Annotated in this window: 17 protein-coding genes, 2 tRNA genes and 1 pseudogene; 14 read left to right on the plus strand and 6 right to left on the minus strand. The window is 67.2% G+C overall.

Features of this window, described 5'->3' with window-relative positions:
- The first annotated feature begins 57 nt into the window (after positions 1–57).
- The 5 genes and pseudogenes from IHQ52_RS17955 to IHQ52_RS17975 all read left to right on the plus strand — a co-directional run bounded on the left by IHQ52_RS17955 (position 58) and on the right by IHQ52_RS17975 (position 5085).
- A complete protein-coding gene (locus IHQ52_RS17955; RefSeq protein ID WP_006437150.1) occupies positions 58–1047 on the plus strand; it encodes a glycoside hydrolase family 26 protein in 990 nt (329 codons plus the stop codon).
- Positions 1048–1103: 56 nt separating this feature from the next.
- A pseudogene (locus tag IHQ52_RS17960) lies at positions 1104–2332 on the plus strand (PP2C family protein-serine/threonine phosphatase).
- Complete coding sequence (locus IHQ52_RS17965) at positions 2329–4311, plus strand: glycosyltransferase family 2 protein (protein ID WP_006437148.1); 1983 nt, start codon at positions 2329–2331, stop codon at positions 4309–4311. The pseudogene IHQ52_RS17960 and the gene IHQ52_RS17965 overlap by 4 nt, the downstream one beginning before the upstream one ends.
- 2 nt (positions 4312–4313) lie before the next feature.
- On the plus strand, positions 4314–4652 hold the full coding sequence (locus tag IHQ52_RS17970; protein ID WP_040004836.1) for an STAS domain-containing protein: 339 nt from the start codon (positions 4314–4316) through the stop codon (positions 4650–4652).
- Between the two features lie 19 nt (positions 4653–4671).
- On the plus strand, positions 4672–5085 hold the full coding sequence (locus IHQ52_RS17975; protein WP_006437146.1) for an ATP-binding protein: 414 nt from the start codon (positions 4672–4674) through the stop codon (positions 5083–5085).
- A 4-nt stretch (positions 5086–5089) separates the two neighbouring features.
- Here the strand turns inward: IHQ52_RS17975 and IHQ52_RS17980 are convergent, their stop codons facing one another.
- On the minus strand, positions 5090–5524 hold the full coding sequence (locus IHQ52_RS17980) for a single-stranded DNA-binding protein (RefSeq protein ID WP_006437145.1): 435 nt from the start codon (positions 5522–5524) through the stop codon (positions 5090–5092).
- Between the two features lie 158 nt (positions 5525–5682).
- Between IHQ52_RS17980 and IHQ52_RS17985 the strand changes: the two genes are divergently transcribed.
- Positions 5683–6261, plus strand: coding sequence for a chorismate mutase (locus IHQ52_RS17985; RefSeq protein WP_006437144.1), 579 nt, complete (start codon positions 5683–5685; stop codon positions 6259–6261).
- Between the two features lie 13 nt (positions 6262–6274).
- Here the strand turns inward: IHQ52_RS17985 and IHQ52_RS17990 are convergent, their stop codons facing one another.
- Positions 6275–8299: a bifunctional copper resistance protein CopD/cytochrome c oxidase assembly protein gene (locus tag IHQ52_RS17990; protein ID WP_006437143.1), complete on the minus strand. Its 2025-nt coding sequence runs from the start codon at positions 8297–8299 to the stop codon at positions 6275–6277.
- Between the two features lie 130 nt (positions 8300–8429).
- Here IHQ52_RS17990 and IHQ52_RS17995 point away from each other — a divergent pair.
- Positions 8430–8506 (plus strand) — tRNA-Arg (locus tag IHQ52_RS17995).
- A gap of 48 nt (positions 8507–8554) precedes the next feature.
- On the opposite strand, the gene IHQ52_RS18000 is transcribed toward IHQ52_RS17995, so the two are convergent.
- On the minus strand, positions 8555–9055 hold the full coding sequence (locus IHQ52_RS18000) for a nitroreductase/quinone reductase family protein (RefSeq protein WP_006437142.1): 501 nt from the start codon (positions 9053–9055) through the stop codon (positions 8555–8557).
- Positions 9056–9132: 77 nt separating this feature from the next.
- On the minus strand, positions 9133–9642 hold the full coding sequence (locus IHQ52_RS18005) for a GNAT family N-acetyltransferase (protein ID WP_040004835.1): 510 nt from the start codon (positions 9640–9642) through the stop codon (positions 9133–9135).
- Positions 9643–9802: 160 nt separating this feature from the next.
- On the opposite strand from IHQ52_RS18005, the gene IHQ52_RS18010 reads away from it, so the two are divergent.
- The gene (locus IHQ52_RS18010; protein WP_006437140.1) at positions 9803–10165 is read left to right on the plus strand and encodes a hypothetical protein; all 363 of its coding nucleotides are present in this window, start codon (positions 9803–9805) and stop codon (positions 10163–10165) included.
- The gene (locus tag IHQ52_RS18015; RefSeq protein WP_182156445.1) at positions 10165–11862 is read left to right on the plus strand and encodes a hypothetical protein; all 1698 of its coding nucleotides are present in this window, start codon (positions 10165–10167) and stop codon (positions 11860–11862) included. Before IHQ52_RS18010 ends, IHQ52_RS18015 begins: the two co-directional genes overlap by 1 nt.
- Before the next feature lie 18 nt (positions 11863–11880).
- Here IHQ52_RS18015 and IHQ52_RS18020 read toward each other — a convergent pair whose 3' ends face one another.
- Positions 11881–13179 (minus strand): uracil-xanthine permease family protein, encoded by a 1299-nt coding sequence (locus IHQ52_RS18020; RefSeq protein ID WP_006437138.1) that lies wholly within the window; start codon positions 13177–13179, stop codon positions 11881–11883.
- 127 nt (positions 13180–13306) lie between these two features.
- Between IHQ52_RS18020 and IHQ52_RS18025 the strand changes: the two genes are divergently transcribed.
- From IHQ52_RS18025 to cmrA, 3 genes are all read left to right on the plus strand, one after another.
- Positions 13307–13855 (plus strand): PadR family transcriptional regulator, encoded by a 549-nt coding sequence (locus IHQ52_RS18025; protein ID WP_006437137.1) that lies wholly within the window; start codon positions 13307–13309, stop codon positions 13853–13855.
- A gap of 79 nt (positions 13856–13934) precedes the next feature.
- Positions 13935–15998, plus strand: a complete 2064-nt coding sequence (locus IHQ52_RS18030) for an NADPH-dependent 2,4-dienoyl-CoA reductase (protein WP_182156443.1) — start codon at positions 13935–13937, stop codon at positions 15996–15998.
- Between the two features lie 71 nt (positions 15999–16069).
- Positions 16070–16876 carry a mycolate reductase gene (gene cmrA / locus IHQ52_RS18035; RefSeq protein WP_182156441.1) on the plus strand — a complete coding sequence of 269 codons (807 nt, stop codon included), beginning with the start codon at positions 16070–16072 and terminating at the stop codon, positions 16874–16876.
- A gap of 9 nt (positions 16877–16885) precedes the next feature.
- Here cmrA and IHQ52_RS18040 read toward each other — a convergent pair whose 3' ends face one another.
- Positions 16886–18484: a helicase HerA-like domain-containing protein gene (locus IHQ52_RS18040; RefSeq protein WP_006437134.1), complete on the minus strand. Its 1599-nt coding sequence runs from the start codon at positions 18482–18484 to the stop codon at positions 16886–16888.
- A 70-nt stretch (positions 18485–18554) separates the two neighbouring features.
- On the opposite strand from IHQ52_RS18040, the gene orn reads away from it, so the two are divergent.
- Both orn and IHQ52_RS18050 read left to right on the plus strand, forming a co-directional pair.
- Positions 18555–19154 (plus strand): oligoribonuclease, encoded by a 600-nt coding sequence (orn, locus tag IHQ52_RS18045; protein WP_006437133.1) that lies wholly within the window; start codon positions 18555–18557, stop codon positions 19152–19154.
- A 101-nt stretch (positions 19155–19255) separates the two neighbouring features.
- A tRNA-His gene (locus tag IHQ52_RS18050) sits at positions 19256–19328 on the plus strand.
- Positions 19329–19482: the final 154 nt, after the last annotated feature.

Below are 19482 nucleotides of genomic sequence, written 5' to 3' on the forward strand. Positions count from 1 at the left end.
GGGTGCAGCGCCGGCGAGCACACGTGCGGCACTGGGGGGCAGCGCCATGGGAGTGTCATGCACTCGGTGGGCAGATGGACCGTGGTTGTGGTCGTGGGTGTGATCGTCACCTCTCTGGGTGCGGTCGGCGCCTGTTCCGCGGCCCCGCGGGAGTGCCCGTCGACCATCTCCCCGCTGTACGGCCCGCCCGGTCCGTGCCTGCGGTTCGGGGTCACGACGCCGAACGGTCCGCTCGAGCCCGCCGACGTCGCCGCGGTCACCCGGGTGACCGGAGTGGCCCCCACGGTCAACATGTTCTTCGAGGACTTCACCGCGATCCCGCCGATCGCCGCGCTGAACGCCGTGGTCGGTTCCGGGGCCGAGCCGATCGTCACCTGGGAACCCTGGCGGCACCTCGGTGACGGCACCTACGACCGGTCCGCGTTCTCGATGTCGTCGATCGTCGACGGGACGCACGACGACTACCTGTACCGCTGGGCCGACGAACTCGTCGCCTGGGGTTCGACGGTGTACCTGAGGTTCGCCCACGAACCCAACGGCGACTGGTACCCGTGGAGTCCGGCGGGCGGGACCCCGCCGGAGCTGTACATCGCGGCGTGGCGGCACGTCCACGACCTGTTCGCGTCGAAGAACGCGGCGAACGTGAAGTGGGTGTGGGCGCCCAACGTCCCGATCTCCGACGCTCCCCTGTCCCGCTGGTATCCCGGCGACGACTACGTCGACGTGCTGGGCGTCGACGGATACAACTGGGGTTCGGTACCCGGCCACCGATGGACGTCGCCGAAAGAACTGTTCGGTTCGTCTCTCGACCAGCTGCGGGACCTCGCCCCGGGCAAACCCGTCCTCGTCACCGAAGTCGGGTGCGCCGAGGCAGGCGGCTCCAAGGCGGACTGGATAGCCGATCTGGTCAGCTATCTCGACGAGGCCGACGGCGTCACCGGCTTCGTCTGGTTCGACCACGACAAGGAAGCGGATTGGGGTTTGACGAGTTCAGCAGCAGCGGGCCAGGCGATGGCGCGCGCGCTCGGGAAAGTGGGGCTTCGGTGACGGACGTGCGGTATGACGCGGCGGGTGCGGACACAGCGGGGGCCGGTGGCCACGGGATCGATGCGGCCGATGCGTTCATCGAGCCCGCCGTCGAGGAGGCACGCCTGCGTGCGGTGGAACAGCTCAATCTGCTCGACTCCGAGCCCGAGGACCGGTTCGCGCAGATCACCCGCATGGCCAAGGGGTGTTCGGGGTACCGATGTCGACCGTCTCGCTCCTCGACCGGGACCGCCAGTGGTTCAAGGCGGTCGACGGAATCGACATCCAGGACCAGCCGCGTGAGGAGTCGGTCTGCCAGGTGACGGTCGCGCGGGCGTACTCCCAGCCCGCCGAGCCGGCGCTGGTGATCGAGGACGTCTCCGCGATCCCCTGCTTCGCCGAGATCCCCCAGATCGCCGCCGACGGCGGGATCCGGTTCTACGCGGGGTATCCGCTGTACGGGCCCGGCGGCCACCCGGTGGGGACCTTCTGCGTGTACGACACCCGGCCCCGGCAGTTGACCGCCGACCAGCTCACCGCGTTCCGGGAGCTCGCGGCGTGGGCACAGCGCGAGATCGAGAACTCCGACGACCTCGAACGCGCCGCGCAGGTCCAGCGGCGGTTGCTCCCACCGCCGCTCGGCGCGGTGCCCGGTTATTCGATCGAGGCGATGTGCCTGCCGGCTTTCGCGGTCGGCGGCGACTTCTACGACCACTACCGCTGCCGTGACGGACTCGTGTTCACCGTCGCCGATGTCATGGGCAAAGGGCTGGCCGCCGCGATCGTCACCGCCACCGTGAAGTCGGCGATGCGCGCTACGTCACGGGCGTTCGACGCCGCCCGGACGGAGGCCCCCGGGCCCGATCTCGGCGAGGTCGTCGGCACCGTTACCGACCAGCTCGCCGACGACTTCGCCGGGACGGAGACGTACGCGACCCTGTTCCACGCCCGTCTGCGCACCCGGGACGGCCACGTGGAGTACATAGACGGTGGGCACGGACTCGCGACCGTGCGCCGCAGCGACGGACGGTGCACGATCCTGCGCGGCCGCGGCCTCCCGATCGGCATCCTGCCCAATGACACCTGGCGGTCGGCCGCCGTCGACCTCGCCCCCGGCGACATGCTCGTGATCGCCTCCGACGGCGTCCTGGATCTCGTCGACGAGGACGCGACCGAACTGCTCCGGTTGCTCTCCGCCGCAGGCACTCCCGCGGAGGTCCGGGCGAGGGTCGACGATCTCGTCGCCGCCCGGCCTGCGGTCGACGACGTGACCCTGATCGCGGTCCGGCGCGACGAGGCCGGATGAGCGAGAGCATCGAGGAGGCCACCCTCGCCCGGACCGCCCCGTCGCCGTGGCTACGGCTGCTCATCGTCGTCGCCGCGATACTCGGGCTCAACTACATCGTGTGGCGCTGGCTCGCCTCGGTGAACTGGGACGCCTGGTGGATAGCCGTTCCCCTGGTGGTCGCCGAGACCTACAGCCTCATCGACTCGCTGCTCTTCGGACTCACCATGTGGAAGCTGCAGCACCGCCCCGATCCACCGCCTCCTCCGGCGGGGGCCACCGTCGACGTCTTCATCACGACCTACAACGAGCCCATCGAACTCGTGATGAAGACCGCCCTCGCCGCGAAGGCCATCACCTATCCGCACACCACATGGATCCTCGACGACGGTGACCGCGCCGATCTCGCCGCCGAGGCTGCGCAGGCAGGGGTGAAGTACCTGACCCGGTCGTCGAGCTGGCTGGACAAACCGAGACATGCCAAGGCGGGCAACCTCAACAACGCCCTGATGCAGACCGAGGGCGAGTTCATCCTGATCCTCGACGCCGACCAGGTTCCCGAACCCCAGATCCTCGACCGCACACTCGGTTACTTCCACGACGAGAAGATGGCGCTCGTCCAGACCCCGCAGTACTTCGTCAACGTGCCGCCGTCGGACCCGCTGGGTTCGCAAGCACCCCTCTTCTACGGCCCGATCCAGCAGGGCAAGGACGGCTGGAACGCCGCGTTCTTCTGCGGCTCCAACGCGGTCCTGCGTCGGGAGGCCTTGATGCAACTCGGGATCACCCAGTACGTCAGAGCCGTCGAGGACGGCGTCGACCGCGCTCTGCGGACCGCGCGGACCGTGCTGCGGAAGACCCGCCGGCGGATCGGTGACAACCCGACCGCACTCGCCGCGCTCGACGAGGTGAATGCCGCGGTCCGGGAAGCGCGGGGTGCGCTGAAGAAGCGTGAACCACTGGCCGACGTGACCTATCGCTTCCAGGCGCGCGTGGACGAGGCCGCACGAGGACTCGTCGACGCCGACGTCGAGGCGATGCGGGCCGACCTCGAGGCGATCGAGGCCCTCACCGAGTTCAGCGAGCAGGAAGCCGGCGCCGGGTCGCTCGACTACGACGCCCTCGCGGTGCTCGCCGATCGCGAATGGTCCCCGCTCGGTGCCATCGAATCGATACGGGCACTGGTGGCCGCCGTCGATGTCGGTAGATCCGATGAGGCGCAACCGATGCTGCCGCTCGCGACCATCTCGGTCACCGAGGACATGGCGACCTGTATGCGGCTACACGCCCTCGGCTGGAACTCCGCCTACCATCACGAGAACCTCGCGTACGGTCTCGCCCCTGAGGACCTGAAAACGATGCTCACCCAACGGCTTCGGTGGGCCCAGGGCACCATCCAGGTGATGTTGCGCGAGAATCCGCTGGTCCAGAAGGGACTCACCATCACCCAGCGACTCATGTACTGGGCGACGATGTGGAGCTACCTGGCCGGCTTCGCGGCGATCGCCTACATCGCCGCACCCGTGGTGTACCTCGTGCTGGGTGTCCTCCCCGTGCAGGCATACAGCTGGGACTTCTTCCTCCGGCTCATCCCCTTCCTGCTGGTCAACCAGCTGCTGTTCCTCGTGGTGGCCCGCGGGACCCCGACCTGGCGTGGGCAGCAGTACAGTCTGGCGTTGTTCCCGGTCTGGATCAGGTCCTGCACCACCGCATTCCGCAATGTCTATCTGAACAAGCCGCTGGGCTTTGCCGTGACACCGAAGACCAAGCAGTCCCAGGACGCGTTGCCCTGGCATCTGGTTCGTCCGCAGTTGGCGGCGATGGTGCTGCTCGTGGTGGCGTCGGTGATCGGCATCGTGCAGCTGTGGCGGGGCGCCATCTCCGTTCTGGGGGTCGGAGTCAACCTGTTCTGGGTACTGTTCGATCTGGTGATCCTGAGCGTGGTCATCATGGCGGTGCGCTACCGCGGCCCCGACGCAGACCCTGAAACCGAGAGGTAGTGATGACGAGATTCGCGAGTCGTGCCGTCGACGGCGATGCCGTGGCGATCAGGCCGGAGGGACGGCTCAACATGGTCGCCGCCCCCAAGCTGCGCGATCAGTTGCACGAACTCGTCGGCGCCGGATCTTCCCGCATCGTCGTCGATCTGTCCGGTACGGAGTTCATCGACTCGTCCGGTCTGGGTGCCCTCGTGTCCGGCCTGAAGATCGCGCGACAGGCTGGTGGCGACCTGCGGATCGCGGCTCCCACCGAACAGGTCGTCACCGTTCTCGAGTTGACCAATCTCAATCGGGTTCTGCGCGTTCACGAGTCCGCGGACACCGCGTTCGGTCCCGAGTGAGAGCCGACGGGTCACTCTCATGACCGAGACCGGCGGGAGGCGGGTTCTCGACGAGGTCACCTCGGACGAGACCCTCGAGCACATTCACGAGTTGCTCGCGGATCTGTTGCGCGCCTGCCCGATCGACGACATGGACGCCATGCAGTTCGAACTGGCCCTGGCCGAGATCGGCGCGAACATCATCGAGCACGCCCGGGACGGCAGCCGGGTGAGCCTGCGACTCGAACTCGAGGTCGCCGCGGACCGGATCGAGGGTCGCTACAGCGACGATGGTCACCCGGCCCGCGTCGATCTCGACGCGGTGAGCCTGCCCGACGACGTCGCCGAGCGTGGCCGCGGGCTCGCCATCGCCATCCAGATCCTCGACGAGTTGTCCTACCGGCGCGCCGACGGCCACAACCACTGGCGACTGGTCCGCAACCGGACCGCCTGAGGTCTCATGCAGCCGACGGGGTTTCCGTCGCCCGCCGGTCGTCGACCGGCGCCGCGGCCTCGACGACCCGTTCCGACGACGGCGTGCCCCGATAGGTGACGATGCAGCGGCTCAGGTCGAGTCCCACTGCGACGGCGGTCATCTCGAGGTCGGAGCGGCGCGAACCGTCGGCCGCGGGATATTCGTTGGTCTTGATCTGACCGTGGGCCATGACCGGGCGACCCTTCGCGATGGCAAGGCCGACGCCGGCGAGGAGTCGGCGCCAGCAGCTCACCGTCAGATACAGCGTCGGCCCGTCCATCCACTCGCCGGTGCGCTTGTCGATGCGGCGCGAGGTGCAGGCCACGCGGAACGAGATCACGTCCTCGCCGGTGGTGGTCTGGCGTCGGCGGGGCTCGGACACAACGGTTCCTATGACAGTCGTGTACGTCTCAAACATGGTCGTCTCCTACTGGTGTCGGCCACGGGAAGTGTGGCCGCATCAGCATCTCGCCGGACGAGGGTCGGAGACGGGGACCCGATCGGGCTGTGGAGAACTCTCTTCGGGTTACCCACAGATCGCCGGTGCCTCTGGCGTTTCGCCCATAGGATCGCGAAATGCGAGCACGAGTCTTCCTGGTGGGTCTGATCGCGGCGGCCACGATGTTGGTTGCGCCGCCCTTGTCCGCGGCGGCACCGGCCCCCGGGTTGTCCGGACTGACCGACGCGATCGCCGGCCGCCTCGCCCTGGCGGACACTGTGGCCGCGACGAAGTGGGCGTCCGGCGCGGCCATCGACGATCCGGCACGCGAACAGATCGTCCTCGACACCGTGTCGCAGCTGGCCCTCGATCGGGACCTCGACCCCGCCTACGTACGCGGCGTGTTCCGCGACCAGATCGAGGCGAGCAAGACCGTGCAGCGCGGGCTGTTCGCCCAGTGGCGGCTACCCGGGCAGACGGCCCCACCCGCGACACCGGATCTCGGTCCGGTCCGGGCGGCGATCAACGAGTTCAATGTTGCGATCGTCGACGAACTCGCGGCGACCCACGGCCTCGTGACGACCCTCCGATGCCCTCCGGAGCTGACCGTCGCGACCACGCGCACCGCCGCCGGCATCGGTTTCGATCCGCTCCACGTCGCCGCGCTGGTCCAGGCCGGGGCATCCGTCTGTGCGGTCTCGACCGGCTCGAGCTGAGGACCGTGACGAGTCAGCCGCGCTTGTTGAGTTCCTTGAGCATGTCGTTGTAGCTCTCGAGTTCGGCATCGTGGTCGCGGATCGCGTTGCGGTCGTAGCGTTTGGCCTGGCGGGTGTCGCTGCGCTGCCACTGGACCAGCAGCGCCAGCATGATGACGACGAGGGGGATCTCGCCCGCAGCCCAGGCGATTCCGCCGCCGACGCGCTGGTCGTCGAAGAGGTTGTAGGTCCACGGCAGGTGCAGGCCGCGGTAGTAGCTCTCGGCGATGACGGCGGTGGTCATCATCAGTGCCACCCCGAAGAAGGCGTGGAAAGGCAAGGAGCCCAGCACGATCCCCAGTTTGGCCACGGGTTTCACCTGACGGGGCGCGGGGTCGATGCCGATGACGAGCCAGTAGAACAGGTAGCCGCTGAGCAGGAAGTGCAGGTTCATCAGCAGGTGTGCCGCGTGGTACTGGACCACCGCCTCGTACAGGCCGCCGAGGTAGAGGATGTAGAAGCTGCCGACGAACATGACGGCCGCAATCAGCGGGTGCGTGAGGATGCGCGACGGCGCCGAGTGGACACCTGCCTGAATCCACTCGCGCGGCCCGGGTGGGTTGCCGCGGCCGGCGGGTGGCAGCGCGCGGAGTGCCAGGGTCACCGGACCGCCCAGGACCAGCAGCACGGGGATCATCATCGACATCAGCATGTGGGCGATCATGTGGATGCTGAACATCGCCGGGCCGTATCGACCGAGACCCGACGAGGTCGCCAGGAGAAGCAGCAGACATCCGAGGAGCCACGCGAAGGTGCGGCCGATCGGCCAGTCGTCGCCGCGGCGCTTCAACCGCACGACGCCGCGGATGTACACGAGTGCCAGGACGATGGCGGCGAGACCGAAGATGAGGTCGAAACGCCAGTCGGTGAAGAACCGGGCGAAGGTCGGCGGACTGTCGATGTCGTAGCCGATGGTGTTCTCGACCGCGGAGACGTTCGCAGTGTCCAGGGCCGGCGGCGGGGTCCGGCTCAGGCCTACCGCCAGACCGAAGGTGGCCGCGAAGACGGCCAACTCCACGAGTCCGAACCGCACCAACAGCGAGGGCCGTTCCTCCAATTCGAGCTGCGCGATGGTCACGCGGCGGTGCCACGCACCGAGAGCTCCGAGCACGACGAGCGCCGCGACCTTGGCGAGGACGAGCTGACCGTAGGTGTCGGAGAAGAGCTGATCGAGGGGCACGCGGACAGCGGCGTTGATCACGCCGCTGAGGCCGACGACGATGATGCACCAGAAGGCGACCCGGGAGAAGCGTCGAACAGCCAGTGCACGCCAACGGCCCGACGCGAGCGCATAGACCACGACGGCGGCGAGACCACCGAGCCACAGCGTCGCCCCGACCAGGTGCAGGATGAGGCTGTTGGTGGCGATGTCGTGGTTGCCGCCCGACGACGAGTGCCCGGCGAGCGCCGACGGCATCAGGCTGAAGATCATGAACACGATGACCGCGACCGTCGGACCCCACTTGAGGACCATCCGCGCGATGACTGCGGCGACCAGGGCGAACACCGCCGTCCAGAACCAGGTGCGCACCTCGGCGACCTGGCCGTATGCATTGATCAGGTTGGCCGGTTTGATCGCCTCCGACAGCGGCGACCCGCTGACCTCCGACGCCGAGAGCGGCATCAGCAGCAGCGCGCACACCGACCACACCAGTGCCGATGAGGCTGCGATCCGGATGGCGCGATAGCCGCCGACGTCGAGCACGTGGTCGGACTGCGGTGGCACGAAGAACGCGGCGAACACTGCACACCCAAGGGCGATCGCGGCCGCGAACTCACCGATCGCCGTGAGCGTCGGAAGACCGTAGGTCGTGAGCGGCCCCGGGTCGGGGACGCCGGTCAGCTTGAGGGCGGTGGACGCGGACACGGCGGTGACGGCGACGGCCACGATCGCGGCGAGCCATCCCAACGCCCAGAGGACCGCGGAGACGACGCCGCGCGGTTCGTTCATCGCGTCGCGATTCTGATCCGGCGAGGCGGACGTCGACGTGCGGGTCATTACTCAACTGTAGGTCCGGGCACGGATGACACACCGTCCGACCTGGTGACGCCGTGGTGTGCGGCACACCTGCAGCGGGTGTGGAGTCATGTCGTAAACTCCATGTGCCCGACGCCACGTGCGCCGGTCAGCCTCCGTAGCTCAGGTGGATAGAGCAAGGGCCTTCTAATCCCTAGGTCGCAGGTTCGAGTCCTGCCGGGGGCACCATCACATTTGTGCCGACCTCCGGTCGGAGTCACGTCCTCCGTGCGGATGTCAGCGCGGCTCGAGCCGGAAGATCGGAATCTGACGGCCGATCGATGCAGCCTTCACCCGGTACTCGGTGTAGCCGGAGAAGACACGGTCGGCGAGTCCGAAGAGGCGATCGCGTTCGTCGGTGTCGATGACTTCGGCAGCGCGGAATCTCTCGTCTCCGAGCTCGCACTCCGGGTGTGCCTTCAGGTTGTGATACCAGTGCGGATGCCTGTCCCCGCCGCCGTTCGACGCGATGAGGATGACGTCCGGCCCGTCGTGGAAGTACGCGAGCTGAACCTCTCTCCTCAGCCCCGACCTGGCGCCGGTGGTCACGAGCGGAGCGGTGGCCATCGCGCCGATGATCCACAAATAGCGCCCCCCGGTGGCTCGATAGATGTGCGGATCGAGCCGGTGGCCGTAGCGGAGGGCATAGCCTCTGCCCCACCGTGACCGTCCGAATCGCTCGTTGGCCCGGTAGACGAAGCTCCGTTTCATCGCCGGATCGACGTCGTGCAGGGGCACGAATCTGACAATAGTCCCCGAAAACAGTCTGTTAACTGCTCTTTTCGTACTACCTTCTCTGCACTACCAGGGGTCGCTCAGAGTCCGAACGGAGCCGCGTAGCGGACCGTCCCGGACGGGACGTCGCTGCCGTCGAGGCTGAGCACCATCAGGGCCTCTTCGGGCACCTCGATGCTCAGCCGGACGCCGTGGTCGACGGCTCGTCGGAAGCCGAAACGCGGGTAGTAGTCAGCGTGACCGAGCACAACGACGGTGCTCTCCCCCATCGCACGCGCGGCGTCGAGGGCCGCGATGATCGTTGCCGAACCGGCACCCGTGCGCTGGTGCGCAGTGACCACCGAGCAGGGCGCGAGGCAGAGCGCCGGGGCGTGACCGATGTGACACCGCGTCAACAGTGCGTAGCCGACCGGTCGATCGTCGTCGTCGACGGAGACCATGGACAGTCCGTCGATCCACGCCGGGTCGGCTCGCAGTACGTCGACCAGCTCGGCCTCCTCCGGCCTCTCGAAGGCGTCGGCGTTGATCTCGTGGACGCGGGCGACGTCGTCAGCCCGCTCCGCTCTCGTACGCCAGGCCTGCTGCGGCATCGGTGTCTCCCGTCCGGTGTGGCTGAGTGTCCCCAAACGTAGCCCCCGGACACTTTCGCGGCGAAACCCTTTTCGGAACCGGCGAGGCGCGCCGCGCGTCCAAGAATCGCACCACCTCTCCGGGTGGTCGCAGTCCTCGAGGATCACGCCACGGAGGATCATGACGCTCCCGTTCACCATTCCCACTCTCCCACTTCGGATTCCATCGCCCGACCGCGGAAACCGGACGCCCGACGACACTTTCGGGGTGTCGCCGGCCGAGATCGAGGGAGTCGTCACCTCGTGGCGCGCCAACGGCATCGCCGTCCACGCGATCGACACCGCGGCCATCGGCGACGCCCGGGGCTCGTCGAGTCGGGTCGCGCATGCACTTCGCGACACGGCCGAACCCGCACGACGCGCCGCCGAGTCGATCGGAAACCGTCTGATCGCGATGAGCGAGATCCTCGACGCCTTCGTGTCGACGACGATCACCACCGACACCCGAGCCGCGTCGAAGCTCGACTCGCTCCGGAATCGCTGATGCGCCCGACGATCTCGGCGTTACGCAGGTGGAACCCGCAGTCCTTCTGCGACGCGGGAACGGCGGCCGCAGTCACCGCCGAGACCCTCGACACCGGACTCGACCGCGCCGTCGCGAGGTTCGATTCCGCCGCGGCTTGGCGTGGCCGAACCCACGACGCCGCACATCGACGGATCTGGCAGGAGCACGATCACGCCGGCGAGGTCCGCAACGTCCTGCAGATGATCGCCGACGAGGCCTCCGACGCCGGGACCGATCTCACCCACGCCCGCGATCACGTCCTGCGACTCGTCGACGCCGCGACCGATGACGGGTTCCTCGTCGCCGACGACGGGACCGTCACCCATCCCGATCCCCTTCGCGACCTGACCGCCGCCGAGCTCACCGACAGCATCGACTCGGGACTCACCACGATCGACACCCTCGACGAACGCTACGGCGCCCGACTCGTCGGGTTCGCCGCCGATCTCGCATCGATGGTCGACGGCCAACCCGAGGTCACCCTGCCCGGCAACCGAACGATGGACGCCGACGCCGCGGTACGCACCCTCGAGAGCTTGACGCCCTCCCAGATCCGCACCGTTCTCGAACGAATGGCACCCGACGACGTTCGCCGCCTGGTGCAGGCGAATCCACATGTCATGGGCAACCTTCCGGGCGTTCCCTTCGACCTCCGCATTCAGGCCAACGAGATCAACATCCGCAACGCCCTCGTCGACGAGATCCAGGCCGGCCGGGGCGAGGGCCGTCGAGCGCGAACGCTGCGAGACATGTTGACGCAGACAAGCGATCCGACCGCTCCGGTGCCTCACGCCGGTGACGACGGCCTGGTCGAGCGGCAGTTCGTGACCTTCGTGAACACACCGCGGGGTCGCACCGTCGAGATGATCGGATCTCTGCGTCCCGGTATCAGGAACGTCGCCACGTACGTCCCGGGAACGGGCACCACCGTCGACACCGCCGGCGGCGACAACCGTCGTGCCGCAGCCGAACTCGCCGCCCAGACCAACGGGCCGGTGTTCCTCTACCTCGACGGTGATCTGCCGAGAGATCTTCGCGCCGCCACGAGTCCGGCCTTCGCCGCCGCCATGGCGCATCGGCTCGCACTGTTCGGATCCGAACTCGACGCCGAGATCGCCCACCATGCGCCCGGGGCGAGCACCACCTACATAGGCCACTCGTACGGCGGATCGGTCGTCGGCACGGCCGAACAACTCGGACTGACACCGGATCGCGTCATCTATGCGTCGTCGGCCGGCACCGGAGTGCACGATCTGCCCCACCCGGGCGGCGTCGAACGTTATTCACTGACCTTCCCGGGCGATCCGATCCACTATGCGCAATCCCTACCCGGCAATCCACATGGCTCCGACCCCGATTCCGCACCCGGCGTGCGGCGGTTGGACACCGGCACCGTCGAGATCGACGGCCGCCGGTATGACAGCGGGGTCAAGACACATGGCGGCTACTGGAACGACCCGGACTCGACGGCCTTCCGGAACATGGTGAAGGTCATCACCGGTCAACCGCCCGAGCTCTATGTCCCGCGAAAGCCCGATGTGCCCGAGCTCCCGCCACCTCCACCCGGTGCCGCGTTCGCCCCGCTGTGGTGGCTGTATCTGCTCAACGACCGCGCCGACGGCGACGTGGACCTGCCGGGCCCCATCCCCGACATACCACTGCGACTCCCGTGGTGACCGCCGTCCATCGGTCGATCAGCTCTTGTCGGGAACCACCGTCCCCCGCCAGCCACCGATGATCCGCATGGAGTGATAGATCACCAGTGCGGCCACCGAACCCAGCGAGATCCCCGCGAACACCAGATCGCCGATCTGCCAGGTGTAGTCGGCGATGCCGATGATGAGCGGAATCGCGGCGGTGAACTGGTTGATGGGCTTGGAGAAGTCGACCTTGTTGGTCACCCAGATCTGGACGCCGATGATGCCGACCAGACCGTAGAGCGCGGTGGTGACGCCGCCCAGGACGCCCGGCGGGATGGCGGCGATCACGGCACCGATCTTCGGCGAGAGGCCGAGCAGGATCGCGGCCGCACCGGCCACCCAGTAGGCCGCCGTCGAATACACCTTGGTCGCCGACATCACGCCGATGTTCTCGGCGTAGGTGGTCGTCGCCGACCCGCCACCGCTGCCCGCGAGCATCGTTGCCAGACCGTCGGCGGCGAGCGCACGGCCCATCGTGTCGTCGTAGTCCTTGCCGGTCATCATCGCGACCGACTTCACGTGACCGATGTTCTCGACGACGAGCACCAGGACCACGGGCAGGAACAGCGGCAGCACGCCGAGGTCGAGGGTCGGGGTCTGGAAGTCGGGCAGGCCGATCCACGCGGCGTCGCCGATCCCCGAGGTGTCGATGTAGTCGTTGTCGGAGTCGACCCAGTCGAGCAGGAGTGCCAGCAGATAACCGACGGCGACGCTGAGGAAGATCGCGAGACGACCCAGCAACCCGCGGAACAGCACCGCCGACGCCACGAGCAGGACGAGCACGATGGTCGCGAGGACGGGGTCGGCGACGAAATTGTTCTTCGCGGCCGGAGCGAGATTGAGTCCGATCAATGCGACGATCGTGCCGGTGACCACCGGCGGCATCAGCGTCTCGATCCACTTCACACCGGCGAAGTGGCTGATCAGGCCGATGATGACGAGTAGAGCGCCGACGGCGACGAGGCCACCGAGAGCCGACGACGCACCGTCGGAGGCGACCGCGGCCGTGACCGGGGCGATGATCGCGAAGCTCGAGCCGAGGTAGCTGGGCAGCCGGTTGCGGGTGATCAGCAGGAAGAGGATGGTGCCGACACCCGAGAAGAACAGGGTCGTCGACGGCGGGAACCCGGTCAGCACCGGCACCAGGAAGGTCGCGCCGAACATCGCGACCACATGCTGCAGTCCGATGCTCACGGTCCGCGGCCACGTCAGGCGTTCCTCCGGTGCCACCACGGTGTTCGTCGTGAGCGTCCACGACAGCAAGTTCTGGGATCTCGTCCCCGGTTCGGTCATGCGCAATAGTTTGCGGTACTCACGGCTCGCCCGCTCTCCTCACCCCGGCCACGCCCCCCGCGCATATGCAACAAGACTCATATACACCTTGTTGCATAGTGCACTGTTGCAGTGTTAGCGTGCCCACATGGCGCTCGAACATGCGATCCTCGTGTCGCTGGCTGAGCGGCCCGGCACGGGTTACGAGATCGGTCAGCAATTCGACCGGTCCATCGGCTACTTCTGGTCGGCCACCCACCAGCAGATCTACCGGACGCTCAAAAAGCTCCTCGACGACGGACTGGTCAGCGTCGAGTCGATCAGCCAGGACGGCCGTCCGGACAAGAAGGTCTACACCATCTCCGACGCCGGCCGGGATGCGTTGGCGCAGTGGGCGATGAGTCCCACTCCCCGGCAACCGTTGCGCAGCGACATCGGCGTGAAGCTTCGCGCCGCGGAGTTCGGCGACCTCGCCGCCATCATCGGCGAGTTCAAGGCACACCGCGACGAACACCTCGCGCTGCTGAAGCTGTACAAGGGTTTCCAGGCGGACTACTACCCCGAGCCCGATACCCTCACGGGCCGCAAGCTGCACCGGTACCTCGTCTTGCGCGGCGGCATCCGCCAGGAGGAGAGCTACATCGAGTGGTGTGACGAGGTCATCCCCGCACTCGAACGCGAACTCGCCGGCAGGTGATCACGTCACCCGACGGCAACTGCACGAAAGCAACACCCACCCGAAGCGATACGACGACACCGAGATGAAAGGTCGCGCCATGTCAGCCCACACGGCACAACCCAATCCGCATTATCCGCATCTGTTCACCCCGCTCCAGATCGGCGGCATGACCATCGAGAACCGTCTCGTGATGGGGTCGATGCACACCGGTCTCGAGGATCGGCTCTGGGACACCGACAAACTGGCCGCCTATTTCGCCGAGCGCGCCAAAGGTGGTGCGGGACTGATCATCACCGGCGGTTTCGGCACCAGCCGCACCGGTCTGCTCGCCTTCGCCGGCGGCAAGATGACCAACGTCGTCGACTGGAAGCGTCACCAGCGCGTCACCAAGGCGGTGCACGACGAGGGCGGCAAGATCGCCATGCAGCTCATCCACGCCGGACGCTACGGGTACACCCCGTTCAAGGTCGCGCCGGGCAAGGAGCCCTCGCCGATCCACCCGTTCAAGCACCTGCGCATGACCGAGCCGATCATTCGGCATGTGATCAAGTCCTTCGGCCAGTCGGCGAAGCTGGCGCGCAAGGCCGGATACGACGCGATCGAGATCATGGGCGGCGAGGGCTACCTGATCAACCAGTTCCTCTGCCCCCACACCAATGACCGCACCGACAAGTGGGGCGGCAACACCGAGAACCGGCAGCGCTTCCTGGTCGAGGTCATCAAGGAGATCCGGCGTCAGGTTCCCCGCGACTTCCCGATCATCCTGCGCCAGTCCGTCGCCGACCTGATCCGCAAGGGACAGACCTGGGACGAGATCGCCCTCATGGCACGCAAGGCCGAGGAGTTCGGCGTCGACGCGATCAACACCGACATCGGCTGGCACGAGGCACAGGTCCCCACCATCGTGACCTCGGTCCCGCGTGGCGCATTCGTGAAGTTCACCGAGCGTCTCCGCGACGAGGTGTCCATCCCGCTGATCGCCGCCAACCGCATCAACACCGCAGAGTTCGCCGAGGAGATCCTCGGCAACGGCCGCGTCGACGCCATCCAGATGGCCCGCCCGTTCCTCGCCGACCCGCATCTGGCGAACAAGGCCCGCGAGGGACGCGCCGACGAGATCAACACCTGCATCGGCTGCAACCAGGCCTGCCTCGACCACGCCTTCGTCGGCAAGAAGGTGTCGTGCCTGGTCAATCCGCGCGCCGGGCGTGAGACCACGCTGATCCTCAGCCCGACCCGCAAGGCCAAGCGGGTGGCCGTCGTCGGCGCCGGACCGGCCGGCCTGTCGGCCGCCGTGGCGAGCGCCGAACGCGGCCACAAGGTGACTCTCTTCGAGGGCGGCAAGTCCATCGGCGGCCAGTTCTCCATCGCCGCCCGCATCCCGGGCAAGGAGGAGTTCAACGAGACGATCCGCTACTTCACCCGCAAACTCGAGGTCCTCGGCGTCGACGTCCGACTCAACACCCGGGTCGACGCGGACACGATCATCGCCGAGAAATTCGACGACGTCATCGTCGCCACCGGCGTCGTGCCGCGTATCCCGAACTTCCCCGGCGTCGACCACCCCATGGCGATGTCCTACGCCGACGCCGTGCTCGGCCACCGCGAGATCGGCAAGCGCGTCGCCGTCATCGGTGCCGGCGGTATCGGCTTCGACGTCAGCGAATTCCTCACCACCGACGAGTCGCCGACGCTGAATCTGAAGGAATGGGAACAGGAATGGGGCGTCACCGACGATCCGGAGAAGCCCGGTTTCGTCACCAAGCCCCGTCCCCTGCCCGCCGTGCGTCAGGTCTACATGGTGCAGCGCAAGTCCGGTAAGCAGGGCAAGACGCTCGGCAAGACGACCGGCTGGGTGCACCGCGCCACGATGAAGATGAAGGGCGTCGAGCAGATCAGCGGCGCAACCTACGACAAGATCGACGACCAGGGACTACACCTCAGCTTCCGCGACGACGAGGGCAACGTGAAGGAGACCCGGATCCTCGAGGTCGACAACGTGGTGATCTGCGCCGGCCAGGAATCGGTGCGCGAGCTCATCGATCCGCTGACCCTCGCCGGGGTCACGACCCATGTGATCGGCGGGGCCGACTACGCGGGCGAGCTCGACGCCAAGCGCGCGATCCGGCAGGGCACCGAGGTCGCCGCCGGTATCGACTGACCTCGCACGACATCGACGTCGCTGTGCTCCGGCTTTCCGGGCCGGAGCACAGCGACGGCTACGATTGCCCCATGCCGGTACCGCCGCCTTCAGCAAACGCCCGCGCCGTCGTCACCGGAGCCTCGTCGGGCATCGGCCGCGAGCTCGCCCGGGCACTGGCCGCCCGCGGCCATTCGGTCATCCTCGTCGCCCGTCGCGGCGACCTCCTCGAAGAACTCGCCGGCGAGCTGCGCACAGCGCATCAGGTGGCCGTCGAGGTCCGCGCCGTCGATCTGTCCGACCCCACCAATGTCGCGGTCCTCGCCGCGGAATTCGCCGGCCGCGAGATCTCGATCCTGTGCAACAACGCCGGCATCGCCACCTTCGGCCCCGTCGCCGACCTCGACGCCGAATACGAACGGGCCCAGGTCCTGCTGAACGTCAACGCCGTTCACGACCTGACCCTCGCGGTGCTCCCCCAGATGGTCAAGCGCGGTTCCGGCGGCATCCTCATGGTGGGCTCGGCAGCCGGCAACATGCCGATCCCCAACAACGCCACGTATGCGGCGACGAAGGCCTTCGTCAACACCTTCAGCGAGTCGCTGCGCGGCGAGGTCTCCTCGCAGGGCGTCCACGTCACGCTTCTCGCACCCGGACCCGTCCGCACTCACACCCCGTCGCCCGACGAGGCGTCGATCGTGGACAAGGTCGTCCCCGACTTCCTCTGGCACTCGTCGGCCAAGGTCGCGGAGATGAGCCTGGACGCGTTGGCGCACAACAAGATGCGTATCGTGCCGGGAACGCTGTCCAAAGCGATGTCGGTCGCCGGTGGATACACCCCGCGCGCCGTGGTCGCACCCATCGTCGGCGGTTTCTACCGGAAGTTCAGCGCCGAGTAGCGAGACTCCTCACCGCCGGCGACGTCGACCCGTACCGAAGATCGCGCGACTGAACTCGCGTCCCGCGGCACTGGCCGCCGAACGGAGGAAGCTCTGGACCGGCTTGCTGGTCAGCACCTCGGTGATGATGTCCGGCTCCTCGGGTGCCGGCTTCGGTGCCTGTGTCGGTGCCGGAGCCCGTTTCGGTGCAGGGGCGGGTGACGGTACCGGCACGGGGGCCGGCGCGTCGGCGGACTCCCCGGGTGACAGGGTGTTCGCGGCGAGCATCTCGTAGGCCGACTCGCGATCTATCGACTGCCCGTACTTGGCGTACAACGGACTCGTCGTGGCCGCAGCCGTGATCGCCTCCGCCCCGATGGCATCCATCGACGAACGCGGCGGGCGCACCACCGTCCACGCGACCGGCGTCGGCGCACCCTTCTCCGACAACACCGTCACCACGGCCTCGCCCGTACCCAGCGACGTGAGGACCTGCTCGAGCTGGTAGATCTCCGACACCGGATAGGTCTTGACCGTCTTCCTCAGCGCCTTCTGATCGTCAGGGGTGAAGGCGCGCAACGCATGCTGGATACGGGCGCCGAGCTGCGAGAGCACCTCGTTGGGGATGTCGGTGGGCAGCTGAGAGCAGAAGAACACGCCCACGCCCTTCGAACGGATCAGCTTCACCGTCTGCACGACCTGGTCGTCGAACGCCTTGGACGCGTCGTCGAACAGCAGATGCGACTCGTCGAAGATGAAGACCAGCTTCGGCTTGTCGAGGTCGCCGACCTCCGGCAGGAACTCGAAGAGGTCGGCCAGAATCCACATGAGAAACGTCGAGAAGAGCGCCGGACGGGCGGCCTGCGCACCGAGTTCGAAAAGCGTGATGATGCCGCGGCCGTCGGCCGCGAGCCGGATCAGGTCGGCGGGTTCCACCTCGGGCTCACCGAAGAAGGTGTCGCCGCCGTCGGCCTCGAGATTGGTGAGCGCACGCAGGATCACGCCCGCGGTCTGGCGGGAGACCCCGCCGATGTTCTTCAGCTCCGCCTTGCCCTCGTCGCCGGTGAGGAAGGCGATGACCGACCGCAGATCCTTCAGGTCGAGCAGCGGCAGGCCCTTCTTGTCCGCCCAATGGAAGATGAGCCCGAGAGTGGACTCCTGGGTGTCGTTGAGTCCCAACACCTTCGAGAGCAGGATCGGACCGAACGACGTGATCGTCGCCCGGATGGGCACACCGATGCCGGTGGACCCGAGCGAGACGAATTCCACCGGATGGGAGGCCGGCCGCCAGGCATCGCCGGTCTGCTGTGCGCGTTCGACGATCTTGTCGCTGCTGACGCCCTCGCGACTCAGTCCCGACAGGTCGCCCTTGATGTCGGCCATCACCACGGGCACCCCGTTGGCGGAGAGCTGTTCGGCCAGCAACTGCAGCGTTTTCGTCTTGCCGGTACCCGTGGCCCCGGCGACCAGGCCGTGCCGGTTCATCATCGCGAGCGGGATGCGGACCGAGGCGGTGGGATCGACCTGACCGTCCACCGACACCGTCCCCAGTTCGAGCGCGGTCGAGGTGAAGGCGTAGCCGGCGGCGATCGTCTGAGCAGGGCTGAGGGCTTCGGTCACGAGGGACACGATAGCCCGGGTCGGTTCGCTGTTCCGCGTCTCACGCGGGCTTGTCGTGACGGTTGGCTAAGGTTGTCGGGTGCAGGACAAACTGGTGTGGATAGATTGCGAGATGACCGGCCTCCGACTCGAATCGGACAAGCTGATCGAGATCGCGGCCCTGGTCACCGACGGTGACCTCAACATCCTGGGTGACGGCGTCGACGTCGTCATCCACGCCGACGACGAGGCTCTCGCGTCGATGCCCGACGTCGTGACCAAGATGCATGCGGACTCCGGCCTCACCGACGAGGTACGCAAGTCCACCGTCACTCTCGCCGAGGCCGAGAAGATGGTCCTCGACTACATCCGCAAACACGTGACGACGCCCGGAGCCGTCCCGCTGGCCGGCAACTCGATCGCCACCGACCGCGGTTTCATCGCCCGCGACATGCCCGAACTCGACGCCTACCTGCACTATCGGATGGTCGACGTCAGTTCCATCAAGGAACTGTGCCGCCGCTGGTACCCGCGCGTGTACTTCGGCCAGCCCGAGAAGGGCCTCGCCCACCGCGCACTCGCCGACATCCGCGAGTCGATCCGCGAGCTCCGTTACTACCGCGCGGCGGCGTTCGTGCCGACGCCCGGCCCCGACGTCGACGCGTTGGCGAACATCGTCAAGGACCTCGGGCCCACCTGAAAGCCCAGGTCAGAAAACCGATTGGAGTTCTGAGGCATCGACCCGCTAGAGTGTTCTTGGCTCTGAGGCCCGGGTGAAAGCCCAGGTTTCCGGCGCCGATGGTGGATGTAGTTCAGTTGGTAGAGCACCAGGTTGTGATCCTGGCTGTCGCGGGTTCGAGTCCCGTCATCCACCCCGACGAGTGGGAGGTCCGTTTTCGGACCTCCCACTTTTCGTTTCACAGGTCACCGCGTCGGGAGCCAGTCCGTCGGGATAACCAGTTGTCTGCGGCTGTCGATATCCGAGTCATCCGTACGTCACCATGGTGTCGGGCCACTCCGGTCCGGCG

It is taken from the genome of Gordonia amicalis (assembly GCF_022059885.1).
Lineage (GTDB): Bacteria > Actinomycetota > Actinomycetes > Mycobacteriales > Mycobacteriaceae > Gordonia > Gordonia amicalis.

Coding starts and splice junctions, on each gene's coding strand:
- IHQ52_RS18025 (WP_006437137.1), top strand. CDS start 13,307: ATGGCGCTCGAACATGCGATCCTCGTGTCGCTGGCTGAGCGGCCCGGC.
- IHQ52_RS17980 (WP_006437145.1), bottom strand. CDS start 5,524: ATGTTTGAGACGTACACGACTGTCATAGGAACCGTTGTGTCCGAGCCC.
- IHQ52_RS17990 (WP_006437143.1), bottom strand. CDS start 8,299: ATGACCCGCACGTCGACGTCCGCCTCGCCGGATCAGAATCGCGACGCG.
- IHQ52_RS17970 (WP_040004836.1), top strand. CDS start 4,314: ATGACGAGATTCGCGAGTCGTGCCGTCGACGGCGATGCCGTGGCGATC.
- IHQ52_RS17975 (WP_006437146.1), top strand. CDS start 4,672: ATGACCGAGACCGGCGGGAGGCGGGTTCTCGACGAGGTCACCTCGGAC.
- IHQ52_RS17985 (WP_006437144.1), top strand. CDS start 5,683: ATGCGAGCACGAGTCTTCCTGGTGGGTCTGATCGCGGCGGCCACGATG.
- IHQ52_RS17965 (WP_006437148.1), top strand. CDS start 2,329: ATGAGCGAGAGCATCGAGGAGGCCACCCTCGCCCGGACCGCCCCGTCG.
- IHQ52_RS18010 (WP_006437140.1), top strand. CDS start 9,803: ATGACGCTCCCGTTCACCATTCCCACTCTCCCACTTCGGATTCCATCG.
- cmrA (WP_182156441.1), top strand. CDS start 16,070: ATGCCGGTACCGCCGCCTTCAGCAAACGCCCGCGCCGTCGTCACCGGA.
- IHQ52_RS17955 (WP_006437150.1), top strand. CDS start 58: ATGCACTCGGTGGGCAGATGGACCGTGGTTGTGGTCGTGGGTGTGATC.
- IHQ52_RS18015 (WP_182156445.1), top strand. CDS start 10,165: ATGCGCCCGACGATCTCGGCGTTACGCAGGTGGAACCCGCAGTCCTTC.
- IHQ52_RS18020 (WP_006437138.1), bottom strand. CDS start 13,179: ATGACCGAACCGGGGACGAGATCCCAGAACTTGCTGTCGTGGACGCTC.
- IHQ52_RS18030 (WP_182156443.1), top strand. CDS start 13,935: ATGTCAGCCCACACGGCACAACCCAATCCGCATTATCCGCATCTGTTC.
- IHQ52_RS18005 (WP_040004835.1), bottom strand. CDS start 9,642: ATGCCGCAGCAGGCCTGGCGTACGAGAGCGGAGCGGGCTGACGACGTC.